The sequence below is a fragment of the Klebsiella sp. BIGb0138 genome (assembly GCF_004342285.1).
Lineage (GTDB): Bacteria > Pseudomonadota > Gammaproteobacteria > Enterobacterales > Enterobacteriaceae > Klebsiella.
In genome coordinates, this window is sequence record NZ_SMCV01000016.1 from 18,135 (window position 1) to 33,919 (window position 15,785).

At 50.3% G+C, this 15,785-nt stretch carries 23 protein-coding genes and 2 pseudogenes; 6 read left to right on the plus strand and 19 right to left on the minus strand.

Annotation, left to right across the window (positions count from 1 at the left end; genetic code table 11):
- Window position 1: 1 nt before the first annotated feature.
- The 17 genes from EDF73_RS25190 to EDF73_RS25270 all read right to left on the minus strand — a co-directional run bounded on the left by EDF73_RS25190 (window position 2) and on the right by EDF73_RS25270 (window position 9,173).
- The gene (locus EDF73_RS25190) at window positions 2-289 is read right to left on the minus strand and encodes a hypothetical protein (RefSeq protein ID WP_040171860.1); all 288 of its coding nucleotides are present in this window, start codon (window positions 287-289) and stop codon (window positions 2-4) included.
- Window positions 290-298: 9 nt separating this feature from the next.
- The gene (locus EDF73_RS25195; protein WP_040171863.1) at window positions 299-601 is read right to left on the minus strand and encodes a DUF2730 domain-containing protein; all 303 of its coding nucleotides are present in this window, start codon (window positions 599-601) and stop codon (window positions 299-301) included.
- On the minus strand, window positions 582-812 hold the full coding sequence (locus EDF73_RS25200) for a TraR/DksA family transcriptional regulator (RefSeq protein ID WP_132731698.1): 231 nt from the start codon (window positions 810-812) through the stop codon (window positions 582-584). The genes EDF73_RS25195 and EDF73_RS25200 overlap by 20 nt, the downstream gene beginning before the upstream one ends.
- A complete protein-coding gene (locus EDF73_RS25205) occupies window positions 809-1,414 on the minus strand; it encodes a hypothetical protein (RefSeq protein ID WP_132731699.1) in 606 nt (201 codons plus the stop codon). Before EDF73_RS25205 ends, EDF73_RS25200 begins: the two co-directional genes overlap by 4 nt.
- Window positions 1,402-1,809, minus strand: coding sequence for a hypothetical protein (locus tag EDF73_RS25210; protein WP_132731700.1), 408 nt, complete (start codon window positions 1,807-1,809; stop codon window positions 1,402-1,404). Before EDF73_RS25210 ends, EDF73_RS25205 begins: the two co-directional genes overlap by 13 nt.
- A complete protein-coding gene (locus EDF73_RS27885) occupies window positions 1,802-2,020 on the minus strand; it encodes a hypothetical protein (RefSeq protein WP_132731701.1) in 219 nt (72 codons plus the stop codon). Before EDF73_RS27885 ends, EDF73_RS25210 begins: the two co-directional genes overlap by 8 nt.
- Before the next feature lies 1 nt (window position 2,021).
- The gene (locus EDF73_RS25220) at window positions 2,022-2,603 is read right to left on the minus strand and encodes a glycosyl hydrolase 108 family protein (protein ID WP_132731702.1); all 582 of its coding nucleotides are present in this window, start codon (window positions 2,601-2,603) and stop codon (window positions 2,022-2,024) included.
- Window positions 2,604-2,698: 95 nt separating this feature from the next.
- A complete protein-coding gene (locus EDF73_RS25225) occupies window positions 2,699-3,184 on the minus strand; it encodes a hypothetical protein (RefSeq protein WP_132731703.1) in 486 nt (161 codons plus the stop codon).
- A gap of 8 nt (window positions 3,185-3,192) precedes the next feature.
- A complete protein-coding gene (locus tag EDF73_RS25230) occupies window positions 3,193-3,579 on the minus strand; it encodes a Mor transcription activator family protein (RefSeq protein WP_132731704.1) in 387 nt (128 codons plus the stop codon).
- On the minus strand, window positions 3,576-4,130 hold the full coding sequence (locus EDF73_RS25235) for a regulatory protein GemA (protein WP_132731705.1): 555 nt from the start codon (window positions 4,128-4,130) through the stop codon (window positions 3,576-3,578). The genes EDF73_RS25230 and EDF73_RS25235 overlap by 4 nt, the downstream gene beginning before the upstream one ends.
- Window positions 4,127-4,624 carry a hypothetical protein gene (locus EDF73_RS25240; RefSeq protein ID WP_132731706.1) on the minus strand — a complete coding sequence of 166 codons (498 nt, stop codon included), beginning with the start codon at window positions 4,622-4,624 and terminating at the stop codon, window positions 4,127-4,129. The genes EDF73_RS25235 and EDF73_RS25240 overlap by 4 nt, the downstream gene beginning before the upstream one ends.
- An 80-nt stretch (window positions 4,625-4,704) precedes the next feature.
- Window positions 4,705-5,322: a DUF3164 family protein gene (locus tag EDF73_RS25245; RefSeq protein WP_132731707.1), complete on the minus strand. Its 618-nt coding sequence runs from the start codon at window positions 5,320-5,322 to the stop codon at window positions 4,705-4,707.
- A gap of 14 nt (window positions 5,323-5,336) precedes the next feature.
- A complete protein-coding gene (locus EDF73_RS25250; protein WP_132731708.1) occupies window positions 5,337-5,624 on the minus strand; it encodes a hypothetical protein in 288 nt (95 codons plus the stop codon).
- Between the two features lie 2 nt (window positions 5,625-5,626).
- The gene (locus EDF73_RS25255) at window positions 5,627-5,866 is read right to left on the minus strand and encodes a hypothetical protein (RefSeq protein ID WP_132731709.1); all 240 of its coding nucleotides are present in this window, start codon (window positions 5,864-5,866) and stop codon (window positions 5,627-5,629) included.
- Between the two features lie 2 nt (window positions 5,867-5,868).
- Window positions 5,869-6,816 carry an AAA family ATPase gene (locus tag EDF73_RS25260; RefSeq protein WP_132731710.1) on the minus strand — a complete coding sequence of 316 codons (948 nt, stop codon included), beginning with the start codon at window positions 6,814-6,816 and terminating at the stop codon, window positions 5,869-5,871.
- Between the two features lie 36 nt (window positions 6,817-6,852).
- Window positions 6,853-8,946, minus strand: a complete 2,094-nt coding sequence (locus EDF73_RS25265; RefSeq protein ID WP_132731711.1) for a Mu transposase C-terminal domain-containing protein — start codon at window positions 8,944-8,946, stop codon at window positions 6,853-6,855.
- A 2-nt stretch (window positions 8,947-8,948) separates the two neighbouring features.
- On the minus strand, window positions 8,949-9,173 hold the full coding sequence (locus EDF73_RS25270) for a helix-turn-helix domain-containing protein (protein ID WP_132731712.1): 225 nt from the start codon (window positions 9,171-9,173) through the stop codon (window positions 8,949-8,951).
- Between the two features lie 181 nt (window positions 9,174-9,354).
- Between EDF73_RS25270 and EDF73_RS25275 the strand changes: the two genes are divergently transcribed.
- From EDF73_RS25275 to EDF73_RS27890, 5 genes and pseudogenes are all read left to right on the plus strand, one after another.
- Window positions 9,355-9,918, plus strand: coding sequence for a hypothetical protein (locus EDF73_RS25275; protein ID WP_132731713.1), 564 nt, complete (start codon window positions 9,355-9,357; stop codon window positions 9,916-9,918).
- A gap of 252 nt (window positions 9,919-10,170) precedes the next feature.
- A pseudogene (locus EDF73_RS25280) lies at window positions 10,171-12,297 on the plus strand (replication endonuclease); the annotation flags it as partial.
- A gap of 162 nt (window positions 12,298-12,459) precedes the next feature.
- Window positions 12,460-12,648 (plus strand): hypothetical protein, encoded by a 189-nt coding sequence (locus EDF73_RS25285; protein ID WP_045387397.1) that lies wholly within the window; start codon window positions 12,460-12,462, stop codon window positions 12,646-12,648.
- Between the two features lie 11 nt (window positions 12,649-12,659).
- Window positions 12,660-12,893, plus strand: a complete 234-nt coding sequence (locus EDF73_RS25290; protein ID WP_045387395.1) for a DinI-like family protein — start codon at window positions 12,660-12,662, stop codon at window positions 12,891-12,893.
- A gap of 84 nt (window positions 12,894-12,977) precedes the next feature.
- Window positions 12,978-13,234, plus strand: a pseudogene (locus EDF73_RS27890) (hypothetical protein).
- Between the two features lie 68 nt (window positions 13,235-13,302).
- On the opposite strand, the gene EDF73_RS25300 reads toward EDF73_RS27890, so the two are convergent.
- Both EDF73_RS25300 and EDF73_RS25305 read right to left on the minus strand, forming a co-directional pair.
- On the minus strand, window positions 13,303-13,947 hold the full coding sequence (locus EDF73_RS25300) for an Abi family protein (RefSeq protein ID WP_200891391.1): 645 nt from the start codon (window positions 13,945-13,947) through the stop codon (window positions 13,303-13,305).
- A 124-nt stretch (window positions 13,948-14,071) separates the two neighbouring features.
- A complete protein-coding gene (locus tag EDF73_RS25305; RefSeq protein ID WP_132731714.1) occupies window positions 14,072-14,560 on the minus strand; it encodes a helix-turn-helix domain-containing protein in 489 nt (162 codons plus the stop codon).
- A 519-nt stretch (window positions 14,561-15,079) separates the two neighbouring features.
- Here EDF73_RS25305 and EDF73_RS25310 point away from each other — a divergent pair.
- Window positions 15,080-15,784, plus strand: coding sequence for a DUF4145 domain-containing protein (locus EDF73_RS25310; RefSeq protein WP_132731715.1), 705 nt, complete (start codon window positions 15,080-15,082; stop codon window positions 15,782-15,784).
- Window position 15,785: the final 1 nt, after the last annotated feature.

Sequence of the window (15,785 nt, forward strand, 5' to 3'; positions counted from 1 at the left end):
GTCATCCCCTCGCGCGGGGTTTTTTCACGCCCGGAACGGTGGCCAGACCGTTGGCCGCATCGTCACCACGCCCGGTGATACTGGCCACATAGCACCCGGAGACGTCGGTCAGATTAACCAGCCCTTGTTCCTTCAGCCATGCCAGATGGGTCCGAACGGCATCACGTGAAACCCGGTGACCATAGGTCTGCAGGCACGTCTGCAGAATCGACTCGTTGGCGCTGTCGCCACACTCGATAAGAGATCGCAGAATGACCAGGCGCTGGTCCTGGTCGAGAATGTCACGCATACTCACCCCTTATTTTTCCTTCAGTTCGTTTTCCAGAAGTAGATCGCTGATACGGGAAACCTGTCGAATTGATGGTGCCAGCTCCCGCAGTTCACCCCGTAAGTCACGCATTTCAAGCTGCAGCTGATGCAGGTCTTTCTGATTCGGCAAACCCGCGATGGTGTTCTCCAGTCCCTGCAGACGGGTACGCAGGAGATCAAGCTCCTCGCGTTTAACGTATGTCTTCGCCAGCAGGAGCTGGATAACGTTCACCCCGGACATAAACAACGCCCAGATAATGGCCCAGTTACCCTTAATGACTTCCCAGTCCATGCTTCCTCCTGTGTTCTCTGATTGACTGACAGGTGACACAGGTCGCCACTGAAGGCAGCGCCCGGAGTCGTTTAGCCGGAATCGCTCCACCGCAGTCGTTACAAAAACCGTAATTGTCCGGCAGTTCTTTAACGCGGTTTAAATGACTGTTTAAGACCCGTTCCCGCTCTTCGATTTCCAGATCGCTGGCGCGATCAAACGCTTTAGTCATTTACCCACCACGGCCTTGTGTTTGCTGGATTTGCTGTACCGGGCGAAGCCGTCCAGCGTCCTGAATCCCAGATAGCCCAACGCTGGAGTCGCGAGCATCAGCGCGATATCCCAGTCAGGCTCAGGCATAGAAAAGGCGTGGCCAAAGGCACTGGCGACCGCGCCAGCCTGCTGACCGAGAGACATGATCATCACGTAAGCAATGCTGCTGTAGAGCGAAAGGCGAGCCATCAGAGGGCGGGTCTGGCGGACATATTCATCCGTTGCGTTATCACCGTTGCGGATGGTTTCCTGTTGTTCATGTTGCGCCGCCTGCTGGTCAGCCATTTGCGCTTTGTCCCGTTCCATCTGGAGCTGCTGCAGCTGGACTCTGAGAGTTTCAATCTGGACAAACTGCTCAGGTGGCAACTGTGCCAGCTTCTGTTCCAGCACACGCTGCTGGTCTGCCGGGTTGATGGCACCATTGACGGTTTCGACAATGCTGGCGACGGATTCCGCCGCTTTAGCGGTATCGCTGCTGAACCATCCCCCTACAGTACGGACCAGTGAGGGACCAGCTTTGAGCAGCACTGAGGCGACAGTGGATAGCGTTATCGGATCCATTTAAACGGCTCCTTACGCGAGACCCAGAGGGAGAAAAGGAATCCTGTCAGAACCCCAACCGCGCCAAGAAGAATGATTAACGGCGACTTTGCCAGTACGGGAGCAATGACCAGAAGTAAGACACCCACCCCCCAGACAATCCAGGACAACACCGTGGCCCATTTGCTGATAGCTCGGGTGGGATGCAGTAAGCGATATGGCAAGTTCCCCATACCGATACTGGCACAGACAAGAGCGATGCCGGCAATAGATAACCACCAGACCACAAACGCCTGACGACCATTGAAGCTGCAGAAAAGCAGGGATAGCCCCACCAGAATGATCACCGTCCAGCCGGACTGAAATACCCGGAGTAAGGCCAGTTTCAGCCAGTCGGTATTCAACGATTTAAACATTATGTTTTTCCTTGTATCTCTGGCACTGCCAGACGATGTCTCTTATATCGACGGAGTCCCAGCCTTTGCGGTAATAGCTGGCATGAGTACCGTCGCAGCCTGTGTAGTCACGGGGAACGGGCGGAGGGCCACCGGCAACCCGATGAAGCACCTCCTGACGGAGACGATCACGCCGTCCCACACGTAAGGTCTCCTCCCAGCCTTTACCCATCTCAGTTGCGTGGCTCGGAAACCTGACCGCCGATGACCTCCTGACAGGCGTTCGCCAGTTCGTCGAGGCGGTTAAACCAGCCATTGAGGTATTTACCCTGTGCTGGATTGGCTTTGATGATGTCGGCGTAATAACGGGAACGGCGTAGGAAGCAGCGAGTAAGGAGCCATTCACCATCAGCCCCAATCACTGCTTTGGTGGTTTTCGGGCCGACGATGCCATCAGCGGTGACGCCGACAGCATCCTGCAGTAACTGGATTGCTTTTTTAGCACCATGCTGAACGGAAGAATCGAAGACAAAAAGTGAGATACCATCCGGCCAGTCGGTGCAGTAAGCCGGATACCAGTAATCACGGAAATAAATTTGCCCGGCCTGTTCTTCGGTGAGGTCTTTAATTCGGGTATCGGGTTTACCGTCGCCATCGACGTCGGTTTTACCATCGGCTATTCCGTCGCGTTTGTCGGAAATACCGTATTTTGTTTCGCCACCGTTATCGGTGGGGTCATTAACGTGACCACCTTCACGGGCGAGAACGAAAGAGAATGCGTGTAAAAACGCAGGGGAAAATGATGATGTTGTCATGCCTGTACCTTTCAGGGGAAAGTGAATCTGACTTTTCCCATTTTGTTGCAGGCATAAAAAAAGCCGGATTTACCGGCTTCATTGAAGAATAGAAATCAATCCCAAGTTACAAGTTTTGAAACCTTACAAGCTAGAGCGGGATATTTATCTATTGAAATAAAAGATGCTTCGACCCAGAAGTCTTTAATGGCTTCCCCTGTAGTTCTTTCAGCCGATTTTGCAGCACCATAAACAATGTCTGACACAGCATTATCAATGTCTTTACTCTTTTCACCCACAACCCCAAAGACTAAATTTTTGCATATGCCTTCCGAATGTAAAAACTCGTCTTTATTCTTTTTCCCACTATTGATGGATATAGAGGAAGCAAACTCTGGGTTAAGTGAGTAAATATCACCATCGACACGATAGCTCAGAAGCTTAACACCATCTGGAGATTCACCATTTTTCCATTTTCCCTTATCTGCAATCCCAAGCTTATCAAAATTTTTTAGCAATTCCTTTGATGAAGGCATCGCAGTGTCAGCCAGAGAGGTATTAGATACCAATGCAAAGATAATCAATCCCCATATATTTTTCATAGTCTCCCTCAAAATAGTGGTGGTTGGTGCTTTTGATGCTCTAACCGTCGCATTCGCTTGATAGCTTTATACACCGTTTTGTAGGTCACCTGGTAGCGCTCAACCAGTTCAGGGATGTTATTACCCTTAAAATCACGCCAGATGCGCATATCTCTGACAAGCTGCTCCAGAACCTGACCGCGAGGAAAGTAAACCTGCATCCCGCCAATTTTACTACTGATGGCGGCTACCAGTTCGATGGAATGACGCGGGTCATAACCCAGACGTTCCAGCTCGCGGCGTAATAGTGCATTTAGCTCAGACAGCAATGAGGGAAAGCGGGAGCTTTCCATCTCATCATCGATGTGCTCCAGAATGCTGTCGTCCTGTACATCACCAAAGAGATCATCACTCATTTTTTCCACCTTTTGGCCGCTTCAGCGTAGCCGCTGCAGATTGTGTCATAGTCCCGACTTTCATCACCGGTGACAGGGTTTTCCGGGAGACGTGCGTGATTGGCCAGCATGGCCTTTTTCATTTCCCTGATGTGCCATTGCTTAAGACTCTCAAGCAGGTTGTCTTCAGCTTCTGGTCGTAGCCATTCAAGACTGGAGACACCCGCACCACCATTGCGGATACGAGTCTGGCGTTGCACAAAACGATCAAGTGCAATATCGCTGTCGTCCTGGATGAAACCATCTTTGAACATCGTTTTCCATATTGCCCTGACCTTAAGGCTTGTCGCTGATGGTGCTGACATGCGGCGCTTCGAGCGTACAGTTGGCTTACTTTTAAATCCTTTGGTTTCCAGCGCCTTTATAACAGACTGAAGCTCGGCAATGGTCATATCACGACAACTGGCTTTACCGGGAACCACTGCCCCCAACAGGGAGCGATAGGTTTCATCATCAAGCGCGAGCTGATTTTTTGCGATATGGATAATCTGAATCGCATTTGCACGGTTCATACGCCATCTCCTGTTTGCTGGCGGTCGGCAAATTGCTGTTCGCGGATCATTTTTTGTGCCGCCTGCATTAACAGACTAACTGCCATTCGTACCCGTGCAGCTGCGTAACGATTGCTGGTCTTTGTGTCGCGATAGAGCGTGTCGGCCAGTTCCAATTGCTCGGAAACCTCTTCAAGCAGTCCCTGAACTGACGGACCGAACGGGCTAACCAGCTGTGATTCAACACCGATACCGACAACCTGAGCCAGTCGGGTCATTTTGCGATTTTTTTCATGGTCAATCATGGGACCCATTCCGTTATGACGCAGCTGTTCAATCATAATTTCGACGTCCGCGGCTTCTTCAGCCACTTTGGTGCTGTCGGTTTTCTTGTTCAGAAAACGCGAACAGGAAGCGGCGAGTTCACTGGCTTCTTCAGAAAGCACCAGCACCTGAGATTCAAATCCCCATTTAGATAAGGCCGCATCATAAATAGCAGTATTTTTGGTGTTCATAATATTTCCTTACTAAATTTCGGCGTGAGCAACCCCACGGCGCTGACGCCGAAAATTAAACAAAGTTAATTAATGAATATTCAGAGCTTGGCTAAATCCAGCGATATTTGCTTATATACACCATCTAACTGGCGTTCATATAAGCGTAAATATTGACTTGTCCCGGTCACCTGAATTGCATCCGCTACCGCATCCATAGCCTCATTCCATTTCGGGTCATCGATATTCAATTGACGCAACCCCAGTACCTGGTTGATATCAATCTTGCCCTGTTTATTCACGCGGAAGGCATGATCGACCAGCGCCATGATTTTTTCATCAGCACCACCAGACCATTCACTGATACAGGTATCTATCAGCTTTTTGGCGGCCTGAATGCGCTCGTCAAAGACGCGGTGCTCACCCACAGCGCGGACTAGTTTATAGCGGCCATCGAAGCTAACCAGCGTGACATTCCCCTTAGCCCCGCCGTATTCAACGCCATACTCAGCGGCAGACAGGTCAATAAAGTCGCCAATTTTTGACATTGATTCAATCTTAAACTCAGCCAGTGCCTGACGTTGCTGGCGGGCAGCAGAGACGATGCTCAGTACAACTTCATCACGTAACATATCCAGCGGTTTAATCTGTGACTCAGGGACATAATGACCCTGTGCATTTACACGATATCCCTCAGGGATGCTGTTTGCAGTATTCATAAAACCTCACTCAATTAATTAGCACCTGAAAACACGATATTTGAAACGGTCCGACTACTTAATTCCATTTTCTCAGCGATAACCGGAATGGTTAGCCCCTCTTTATAAAGCTCACGGCAAAGCCATGCGTCATGGTCACTGGCGGTCTGAACCTGAACTGATATCCCCCAGCGGTTCGCCTGCGCGCAAATGGCTGAACGGGTCCGGTTAATATGATTACCCATTTCCTGCGCAGTCATTTTCCCTGCATTTTCGCGGACAAACTGAATTTCTTTTCTTGTCCACATACGGCGACTTTCCATTATTACCTCCAGATAATCCGACAACCATTGAACGAAGCGACCCAGATTGATCGCGTCCCCGATTTATCACGCTCGACAATGCGAACCGCTTTTTCCAGAAGCTCAACCGGAGGACAGGACACTTCCAGTACAGGACGAGCCGGGGACTGCCGGAAATCGGTAACCAGACAGCCTTTTTTGTGTAAGAGCGCCTGTGTGGCCATCGCCTGCTGCACATGTGACGAAATCAGTTCAGGAAACATAGTTAGCCCCTCAGTAAGGTTGAAACATCGACGTCTAAATCCAGATCCCGGAATGCCTTCAGAATGTATGCCTCGTTCACCGTGTCACCGGCACCGTGTGCGGTCATTGCCGCCAGCCGCAGGGAGTGGCTGAGAATACGCAGCGCCCCCGGTTTCTGCGCTATCTGCTGCAGCAGTTCGCGCTCTTTCTCTCCGTGAATTTGCCAGGCATCAGCAATGGCGACCACATCCGCTTTTTTGGTCTTATTGATGGCCACGCGCTTGGCGATACGGGAGAACAGCCGGGCAAACTCGACGGTACGATTTCCCCCGGTCATGTTGGAATAGACACGATGGTTACCCATCAGCACCATACCAACGCGGGTGGCTTCCTGAAGCAGTCGCAGTTCTTCCAGCGTCTCAGCGCCCAGATGGTCAGCCTCATCGATAATGATGAGTCCCTGAGTACCATCAAGGCGACGGCGCAGCGAACGGGCCAGGGGACCTTTGCGGCGAGGTGCATCGTTCATCCCCAGTTCATAAGCCAGCTCGGTCAGACACTCCAGAACGCTGGCACAGGCAGGAGTGACCGTAATCATCCAGACGTTGTCATTACTACGGCGGTATTCACGCGCCGCTTCAGATTTACCCACTCCGGGGTTACCGCAGACCACGCCGATACACTCTGTGAGGTGCGCATAGCGGAACGCTGTCCAGATTTGTTTAACGGTCGGCGTCTCAATAAAGCGCGGGGGCGCCGGCAGCTCGGCGGCAGAGTGTTGTTTATCAATCCAGCGCTGCAGGGCTTTTTCCACACGGTTGTTATCACCAGTGTATTTGTTATTCATGAAGCCGCTGATCACGCTTGGCGAAAGTCCGGTTTCACGGCCAACCTGAGCAAAAGTAAAACGAGTACCATCTACGAGGTTGCGCAGAACCTCGCGAATATCAGTAATATTCACGTGAGACATAATTCTCTCCATTATTTGAATGTCATTTAATCGCTATTAAATAGCGTTTTTACGTTTATTTGATTCCAGAATATCCAGCGAGTTATTCAGAAACTCATCCTCGCTGTATTCAGCCTCTTCGACTTCCGCCAGCATCACCGGAGATGCGCTTCTGGTGGGGCGGTACACGTTACCGTGCAACCATTCCTGAGTCTCAGGCGCTGGTAGGGTATGAACGTTCTCAGCCTCAGCCAGGCGGACTTTTTCCTCTCCGCGCTGACGCATCCCTTTGATACGCTGCTGGCGCTGGTGATATTCGGCAGTAACCGGGAATGCCTGCTGCTTATTGCCATCCCAGATGGCCTCACAGATAAATGAACCATCGAGGCGACGAATAACGACTTTTGTTGCGTCATGAATATCGTAATTAACCAGCACTTTATTACCGTGCTCGTTATTCAGCTCAGCCGAGTAATACAGGTTGTTAAACAGACGAACCTCGCAACGATTCACGGTACGTTCAATCTGTGGCATGAACATTTCACGCAGTTCCAGATCTGACAGCCATTCTATTTCAGTGGCTTCTTTTTCTAGTTTGTAACGGCGGAATTGTGCTGGGGTGAAATGCTCACCATCGCCGCGCTGCGGCAATGAATCATGAGGGCGGTTGTTGTACCATTCCACACCCGCTTCAATATGTTCTATCAGTGATTCCCACGATGGGAGATCGCGCAGCGTCTGCTGCTGTCTTGCACTCAGTTCTTTGCCCTTATTGGCCGCGTTCGTCGCAGACTGTAACGCTTTAGTCATGCGGCGTACCGTGCTACGGTCTGCGCCGGTGCCGTAATAGGTCGCGAACTGGCGCGAAATACGCATGGCCAGCGAGCGGTTAAGGCGTTCAATGATGCCGCGCCCCTGTGGGTTCTCGGGGATACCCAGCCGGTGATCGATACCGAGGCGGGGTAAAATACCCGTCAACTCGGCATCGAATGTATTGTTGGTCTCACCGCCACCGTTATCGGAGTAATACAGGAACGGTTTTCCGTGATTTTTAATGCCGTGACGTAGCGCGTCAGCAACGGCAATCACGCTTTCAGACAACGCTAGACTCCATCCGACAATGAAGCGGCAGCTCCCGTCCATGATGAATGTGACTTCAGGTGAGAACGGGTTTCCGTGGTCGGGATGAGCCACTTTCATTTTCATGCCGTGACCGTCACCAATCCACACGTAATTAACCGGAAGTGATTCCCAGTCACGGCGGACAAAGCCCTCATACTGACGGAATTCGCTGCCGGTGATGCGGCCTTTCTGCTTAACAACAACAGGTAATTTATTCATGGCATAGCACACCTGATCGTAAGAAGGGATCGCCGCAGCCATCATGGTGTCATCCTGATAACGCTGGGCCCATTCAATTGCAAAGTCGTCATAAGCTTCCTGAATACCCCTGCCATCCGGGCGACGGTAAAAACTCAAAAATTCAGGCAACCATTTAATTTCTTCAGGCTTAACAATCTGACGCTTACCGGGAGCCAGCATAAGCAGGCGTTCTGCCGGTGAGCGGGTCTTATTAAAATCAGCGACCCAGCGTTTCAGCGATATCTCACTCAGCGAGCGAGAGGCCCCTTTTTTGGCGTTCGCGGTCGAAACTGCTTCCGCGAGACGCACAGGCAGCTCTCCAGTCTGGGCCTGACGCACGATTTCACGGATGGCTTTAGCCCGACTGTATCCCGGAAGTTCCCCGAGACGCATGACCTCCACGACCAGCGCCATACGCGCATCTGCGGTCTGACGTTGTGCAGCTGTGAGAGCATTCATTTTTTGCTCCATCAAAGCCGGGCACTTTCGATAAACCGCGATTTTGCTTTCCTCGGCACCTTTGGAGCTTGGTGTTACTGGTGTGGTTGCAGTAGCGACAGGCATCTCTTTTGGTGAACCGTTCATCAGTTCTTTAATCTGGCGAGCACGTAGCTCTTTCTGAGCAGTGTCAGGAAGGCAGTCAATGTGATATTCGAAAGCCTTTGTACCCTGACGCTTGCGCACAAGTGCTGGCGCATCAGCCGTCCGCTTGTTCATCATCCCGCGAATACCCTGTTGAGTGCCGGGCAAGCCGGGAAGGCCGACTAATTCATTCACAGTGACAAACATGATCACAAATCCTTGTTGTATCGGCTTGGCCAGATTGAAGAGGGTTCCAGATTGAGAGCACCCGCAATGATGCGCTCACCTTTAGGATATGAACGAGCCAGCGCATTTTTCAGCGTGTCGGGGCTTAACCCAGCGCTGGTGGAAAGGCTGCGCATTGTCACGCCGCGCTTGTGAAGCTCGGCGACAATGTCAATGCGATGCCAGTCACGCACTTCATTTCTTTCCATAGTTCGTTTACTCTTAAAAGTTATCCGCTGGAGTTATCCGGCGGGGTTATCCGTAGGAATAGTATTGATCCAAATAAGCATCACGTAAAGCAAATGTGAGTCTTTCTTTTGTCTTATTGTGATCACCAAAGCCGTATTTGAATCATTACCTTTATAATCAATACGTTAACTGGGAAAGAAAATGGCCACTGGAAAAGCAAATGAAATTGCTTTTGATGAAGACAGAAAAGAAAGCTTTATCAAGAGACTAAAATCGCTTGTAGGAAGCCGCAGCGTTCGGGCTGCTGCTAAGGATTGGGGGCTATCTTTCTCTACGCTAAACAATTACCTATCAAGAGGGACTGAACCCTCCTTTTCAGCTATGCAAGCAATCGCATCAAAAGAGCATGTGACACTGGATTGGCTAGCTTTTGGGGTTGATTCTAATTTGAATCACTCAGGGGGCGCTAACTCGTCTAATGCTGTTCATGCCGACCCCATCAAGAGTACATGGAACATGATTTTTGATACCCTCGGGCCAGAAGAACAGAAAGAAGTGCTAGATTATTGTTTGAAGGAAGGAGCTCGTAGCATGGTGGGTCTTATCGCCTCAATAGCAGAGGCAGACAGGACACTGATGGGCCTGAGTCTCGATGAGAAAGAACGCTTACTGAGACTAAATGAACAACTGAAAAAAGGGTCATCTGAGAGCGATCAGGGCATAGCCAAAACAGACCTTACTGAAACAACCAAGAAGGCCGGTTAAAGTTTGCTGTCGGTAAATGCTAAGGCTAGAATCATTAACCGGCTTGTTGTTTTTGAAGTGTGATAGAATTGGTTTTGAACACCGCCTTTTAACCATTGAAGGCTTACAAGTAACAGTATCAAAAGTTTTGCCGATCGGCTCAATTTCTATTTGACTGGTATCAAATGCCTAAACAAGGCGAAGCCAGTAATCCCGCGGATTCCCGTTTAATTCCTTCTCTTCCCGGTAATATCAAATGATTTCCCTCGTAACAAGGACGCGTTAATTAGCCGGGCGAAATCTGCCCGCGAACAGCAAAGATATAATCCCGATCTGGTCATCCTGGCTGACGTGTCGGCGCAGCCATCTTATATCAGCAAGCCGCTGATGGACCGCATTGATTATTTTCATGGGTTGAACAGGCCGAAAGCCTATTCACGATACCTGCGCGAAACGGTCAGGCCATGTCTGGAGCGCCTGATTCATGTTCGTGACAGCCAGATATCCGCGTCGTTTCGATTCATGGCGAGCCACAACGGGCTGGAGGGATTGCTGGTATTGCCGGAAATGAGCCAGGACCAGACGAAACGCCTTTCCACGCTGATTGCAGCGCATATGGATATTTGCCTGGACACCGCCTGCAGCGATCTGTTTGTTACCGATGACGTGAAACCGGAAGAAGTCCGCCTGGCATGGGAACGTGTCGCGGCGGAGGCCATGCGGCTGGATGTGATACCGCCAGCATTCGAACGGCTCCGCCGCAAGAAACACCGTCGCAAGCCGGTGCCTTACGATCTCATACCTGGTTCGCTGGCGCGTATGCGTTGCGCGGACTGGTGGTATCGGAAGATGTGGCAGATGCGCTGCGAGTGGCGGGAGGAACAACTGCGGGCAGTGTGCCTGGTCAACAAGAAAGCTTCGCCGTATGTCAGTTATGAGGCTGTGATCCATAAGCGCGAGCAGCGCCGCAAATCGCTGGAGTATTTCCGTTCGCATGAGTTGGTTAATGAACAGGGTGACGCGCTGGATATGGAGGACGTGGTAAACGCCAGCAGCAGCAACCCCGCGCACCGTCGTAACGAAATGATGGCCTGCATTAAAGGGCTGGAGCTTATCGCCGAAATGCGCGGCGACTGTGCCGTGTTTTACACCATCACTTGCCCGTCACGCTTCCACGCGACCCTGAACAATGGCAGGCCTAACCCGAAGTGGACGAACGCGACGGTCAGGCAGAGCAGCGATTACCTGGTTGATACGTTCGCCGCATTCCGTAAGGCCATGCATAAGAGCGGTATGCGCTGGTATGGCGTGCGCGTGGCGGAGCCACATCATGATGGCACGGTGCACTGGCACCTGCTGTGCTTCATGCGCAAGAAAGAACGTCGCGCTATCACTGCGTTGCTGCGTAAATTTGCTATCCGGGAGGACCGCGAGGAACTGGGAAACAATACCGGCCCGCGCTTTAAGTCTGAGCTGATCAACCCGCGCAAGGGGACGCCGACCAGCTACATCGCAAAATATATCAGTAAGAACATCGACGGCCGCGGGCTGGCTAACGAAATCAGCAAGGAAACCGGTAGATCACTGCGGGATAACGCTGAACACGTCAACGCCTGGGCGTCGCTTCACCGCGTCCAGCAATTCCGCTTTTTCGGTATACCGGGCCGCCAGGCTTATCGTGAGCTGCGATTGCTGGCAGGTCAGGCCGCGCGGCAGCAGGCCGATAAAAAAGCCAGTGCGCCGGTACTGGATAACCCGCGTCTGGATGCGGTCCTGGCTGCTGCTGACGCCGGGTGCTTTGCCACCTACATCATGAAACAGGGTGGCGTGCTGGTTCCCCGCAAACATCACCTGGTCCGCACGGCCTACGAGCTTAACGACGAGCCATCTACCTATGGCGATCACGGCATCCGTATTTATGGCATCTGGTCCCCGATTGTTGAGGGCCGGATTTGCACGCACGCGATGAAGTGGAAAATGGTTCGTAAAGCCGTTGACGTTCAGGAGGCGACAGCCGACCAGGGCGCTGCGCCCCTTGGACTCGTGGCAATAACTGTCCCCCCTGTGGAAAAAATGAACTATTTTGAACCAGATTCGACTGGTGAAGATGCGGCGGAACCCCTGCCGGACTTCCAGAACATGAGCAGGAAAGAGCGGCGCGAACTGACGGCGAGGCTACGGCAGGTAAAACCGAAGCGGCGGAAGGGTTACAAACAAGAAATTAACGATCAGCTGCGCCTGCAGCTGGAGGTTGAGCTGAAGTCCAGGGGCTTTGACGGAAGCGAGACCGAGATCGATCTGCTGCTGCGTGGTGGCAGTATCCCATCGGGTGCCGGGCTGCGGCTTTTTTACCGCAATCAGCGCCTGCAGGAAGATGATAAATGGCGGCAGTGGTACTGATTTCTCAATTTTAACATTTCTTGCTCTTAGCCGATCCAGTCGGACACATCTGATTGAATGCTAAAAAGTATTTTACAACGGAAAAAACGTAATATACTGTATATAAATACAGTATTTGTTTGTACAGTTGTACCGTATCCCGTAGTAAGGTCAGGAGGGGAAATGCAGGATTATCTTTTGGAGTCGCTGAAACTCCAGCGTATTGATTTTTTTATCAAGCTTGTAGCGGCTAGTGAGTGCAGCGATGAAGAAAAGCGGCTTGCTATTCAATGGGTTTCAGAGTTGACCGATGAATTAATGGCGAAAATACGTAACCATGAATATGGCCGGTCAATGGACGTTTCCAGTTAAGGGGAATCTCTATGCGTGTCGAAATAATGATTGATAAAGAACAGAAAATTAGCCCTGCGACACTGGTAGCCCTTGAAAATGAGCTTTACCGCAACCTGTGCCCTCTGTATCCCAAAACCACAATCCGCATTCGAAAAGGCAGCGCCAATGGCATCGAGTTAAGCGGGTTAAAACTGGATGAAGATAAAACGCGCGTAATGGAAATAATGCAGCAGGTCTGGGAGGACGACAGCTGGACGCATTAAGCGCATTAACCAAAACCCGGCAGGCGATAAAACTGGCTTTTAGCGCCTGCAGGGTTGAACAACGAGATCCGCGAGGCGTTAGCCATGGGTGGGAAGGACAGTAATTATCAGGTGGTTTATCGTGGTGAGCTTCTTCCGCATTATGTCCCTGGCGGCTGGGTCTTTTTTCAGCGTCCCAAGGAGTGCGGCGGGGGGGGGGTAGGCCGCACCTATGAGGACTGCTTCTGGCTTGAGCTGGAATTTCCCGTTTCGTTGTATGATGGTCTGGGCTTTTGATGGAAGTCATCAGGATAGAGCAGCGAAGCGATGAATTTGACGCGAATTACTCCCTCTTTGATTAAATGCATGGGCTCAGACTAGGATGGGTGATTCCGAGCCTGCAACGGAGAGTGTCGATTGGCATATGCGACTAAGGTTTTTGCGAATAGATAGTAGTGAATAAGTTGTTTTGCACCAGCCATTGCGAGGACGTGGAGCACTTCATCATCACCAAGTTAACAATCCTTTTGAAGTCAGCTTCAAGATCACTCCGAAAAATCGGTTCATGGTGAGCTATTCGATTACGCAGATTCCTAATATGCTCAAGTTCATCATGGATATGGATACGCTTAAGCTGTTTTGCCATTTTTTTATCCATATTAGGGAAAATGCGCTCAATGTGGTTATCCCAGATTCGCCCAAAGTGTCGGTTCGTGAACATTTGCTGCCAGAAATAAAAGCTTAATTCCGGAATAACTTGGCCCACCGTTTGTAAGCCTTCTCTCGCTGTTTCTAATTCCTGCCTTCTGCGAAAAGGTAAACTTTTAATGAATGTTGCATTCCATGCCCACCGTTGACCATAAATTTCTTCCAGAGCATCTGATACAGCATTGCGAATAACCACTTCGCAGATTTGTATAGACGCAAACAATGCTGCGGACACTTGGGCATTCCAGGCGTACAGTCTGAGTGCTGACATGTAATCATGCGCCATTGCAGCCTCGTAGGTAGACATGCGGGCGTGTGATAGTGCAAAACGAACGGATTCCATGTCCTCTTGAGTCATAATTGACATCCTACCCTCCAGGCGTATACAATCTTCCCTGAGAGCCACGGGCCTTGCGGGCGAAAGCCTCCTCCCGGGACACAAGAATACAGCAGTACTAAAGAAACCCGCTTAGCGGGTTTTTTTACGCCCATCATTTCTTTAATCCACCTTTGCGTGTTACCTGCTTGGTATCTTCTTTGGCTTTCAAAACTTCGGGCGCGAGTTCACGGAGCTTCTTAACCAATCCTGACAGATCGTATTCGTTACTGAGTTTTCCATTATCATCCGCAGAACGAACGATCCTGACGAGTAAACCAGCCTGCTCAAGTTCTGCCATATATCGTTGAATCTGGCGTGTACTTAGCCCTAATCTATCAGATAGCGCTTGCTTGCTTGGGTATGGCTTTCGGCCTGCCTCCCACCAAAAATCTGCCAGTTGCAACAGAACTGCGAGTTGGGAAGGGTTTAGACCTAAGCGTTGCTGGCAGCGTAGTAAAAGTGATGGGATTATGCAGAACCCGGCCTTCATCACTTCTTTTCCCCATTTTTCATCGGCTACCCGGCCAGACTTTGCTTTGGCTGGGCTGCTTGGAACTGTAGCTTGGTCGTTGCTTTCATTATCGCTTGTAACTATATTCATCTAAGTTCTCCGTGTTTTCAATAATCACACTTTATACCCTTATTGCAGTAAGTTATAGCATTCACCACTAGTTGCATATGTCTCTAGGGTAGGGGGTGAAAATGTCTCATAGCCTCCAGGCGGAAAAGTCTCCCTAATAAGGATAATCGGGAAATCAGGATAATCGGAAAGATACCAATGAGGATATACTGAGGGACTAGTCGCAGATGTCTACAGGGCAAGCTAAAAAATTTTTTCCCCCATTCCGTTACCAGAACATAATGAACGTGCATGCCTATGCCGCATGAATCCGCATGATCGTTACAGGATCGTTTTAGCTCCGGCCCGCCAGTATTGGCGGGCTTTTTCGTTTCTCATGCAGGTGCATGAAAACCACTACACAAAGCGGGCAGGCGTGGCGGGGATACGAGCGCGCGCTCATGGTTGAATTAGTGAATTTGTGGTATCAAAGGGCCAGGTTTTTAAGCCGTTGATGTTTGTAGTTAGGCATAAGTTTCACCTGTAGGAGGAGAGGCAGACATGGTGACGTTAGTGGACGACTGTCCAAGGTGTGGTTCACAGAAAATTACTTTTGATGTTAATGGATTGAACCGCACAAAGGTTTACACAAGCCTTGGTGGAGCAATTACATACGAGTATGAGATTTACTGCGTTTGCCGGGAATGTCGCCAAACGACTATGTTTGTGTGCTGGCCTTTGGAAAAAAATACAACTTTAGATGGTTACAATTGGGGGAGTGGGGGGTTTGGGCTAAGAGATGTTGTAGAAGTGGGCAGACCTATTTCACCTGCCGACATAGCCATAGAGGAACCACCAGAATTTTTGCCTGAGCGAATAAACAACGCATATGAGGAAGGAGCAAAATGTTTGGGAATCGGCTGCTATAACGCAGCGGCAACCATGTTTAGGTTGTGTCTTGATTACGCGACTAAAGGTCTTGTTCCTGACGGTGAACAAGGACCTGCACAGAAAATCAAGAGAAGCCTAGGGTTAAGAATGGAGTGGCTTTTTGACAACCACCTTTTACCTGAGTCTTTGAGGGAACTGGCTGAATGTGTCAAAGATGATGGAAATGATGGTGCTCATGAGGGGATTTTAGACAAAGATGCAGCCGAAGATTTAGAAGATTTTACCTACATTTTTTTAGAGCGACTTTATACAGAGCCTCAACGCCTTGTTGAAGCCAGAGCAAGGCGTGATAAAAGAAAAAGCAAGGAAGCCTGAG

Bases quoted from the DNA above. Each gene is read 5' to 3' on its own strand.
- EDF73_RS25190 (WP_040171860.1), bottom strand. From the start codon at position 289: ATGCGTGACATTCTCGACCAGGACCAGCGCCTGGTCATTCTGCGATCT.
- EDF73_RS25195 (WP_040171863.1), bottom strand. From the start codon at position 601: ATGGACTGGGAAGTCATTAAGGGTAACTGGGCCATTATCTGGGCGTTG.
- EDF73_RS25200 (WP_132731698.1), bottom strand. From the start codon at position 812: ATGACTAAAGCGTTTGATCGCGCCAGCGATCTGGAAATCGAAGAGCGG.
- EDF73_RS25205 (WP_132731699.1), bottom strand. From the start codon at position 1,414: ATGGATCCGATAACGCTATCCACTGTCGCCTCAGTGCTGCTCAAAGCT.
- EDF73_RS25210 (WP_132731700.1), bottom strand. From the start codon at position 1,809: ATGTTTAAATCGTTGAATACCGACTGGCTGAAACTGGCCTTACTCCGG.
- EDF73_RS27885 (WP_132731701.1), bottom strand. From the start codon at position 2,020: ATGGGTAAAGGCTGGGAGGAGACCTTACGTGTGGGACGGCGTGATCGT.
- EDF73_RS25220 (WP_132731702.1), bottom strand. From the start codon at position 2,603: ATGACAACATCATCATTTTCCCCTGCGTTTTTACACGCATTCTCTTTC.
- EDF73_RS25225 (WP_132731703.1), bottom strand. From the start codon at position 3,184: ATGAAAAATATATGGGGATTGATTATCTTTGCATTGGTATCTAATACC.
- EDF73_RS25230 (WP_132731704.1), bottom strand. From the start codon at position 3,579: ATGAGTGATGATCTCTTTGGTGATGTACAGGACGACAGCATTCTGGAG.
- EDF73_RS25235 (WP_132731705.1), bottom strand. From the start codon at position 4,130: ATGAACCGTGCAAATGCGATTCAGATTATCCATATCGCAAAAAATCAG.
- EDF73_RS25240 (WP_132731706.1), bottom strand. From the start codon at position 4,624: ATGAACACCAAAAATACTGCTATTTATGATGCGGCCTTATCTAAATGG.
- EDF73_RS25245 (WP_132731707.1), bottom strand. From the start codon at position 5,322: ATGAATACTGCAAACAGCATCCCTGAGGGATATCGTGTAAATGCACAG.
- EDF73_RS25250 (WP_132731708.1), bottom strand. From the start codon at position 5,624: ATGGAAAGTCGCCGTATGTGGACAAGAAAAGAAATTCAGTTTGTCCGC.
- EDF73_RS25255 (WP_132731709.1), bottom strand. From the start codon at position 5,866: ATGTTTCCTGAACTGATTTCGTCACATGTGCAGCAGGCGATGGCCACA.
- EDF73_RS25260 (WP_132731710.1), bottom strand. From the start codon at position 6,816: ATGTCTCACGTGAATATTACTGATATTCGCGAGGTTCTGCGCAACCTC.
- EDF73_RS25265 (WP_132731711.1), bottom strand. From the start codon at position 8,946: ATGTTTGTCACTGTGAATGAATTAGTCGGCCTTCCCGGCTTGCCCGGC.
- EDF73_RS25270 (WP_132731712.1), bottom strand. From the start codon at position 9,173: ATGGAAAGAAATGAAGTGCGTGACTGGCATCGCATTGACATTGTCGCC.
- EDF73_RS25275 (WP_132731713.1), top strand. From the start codon at position 9,355: ATGGCCACTGGAAAAGCAAATGAAATTGCTTTTGATGAAGACAGAAAA.
- EDF73_RS25285 (WP_045387397.1), top strand. From the start codon at position 12,460: ATGCAGGATTATCTTTTGGAGTCGCTGAAACTCCAGCGTATTGATTTT.
- EDF73_RS25290 (WP_045387395.1), top strand. From the start codon at position 12,660: ATGCGTGTCGAAATAATGATTGATAAAGAACAGAAAATTAGCCCTGCG.
- EDF73_RS25300 (WP_200891391.1), bottom strand. From the start codon at position 13,947: ATGTCAATTATGACTCAAGAGGACATGGAATCCGTTCGTTTTGCACTA.
- EDF73_RS25305 (WP_132731714.1), bottom strand. From the start codon at position 14,560: ATGAATATAGTTACAAGCGATAATGAAAGCAACGACCAAGCTACAGTT.
- EDF73_RS25310 (WP_132731715.1), top strand. From the start codon at position 15,080: ATGGTGACGTTAGTGGACGACTGTCCAAGGTGTGGTTCACAGAAAATT.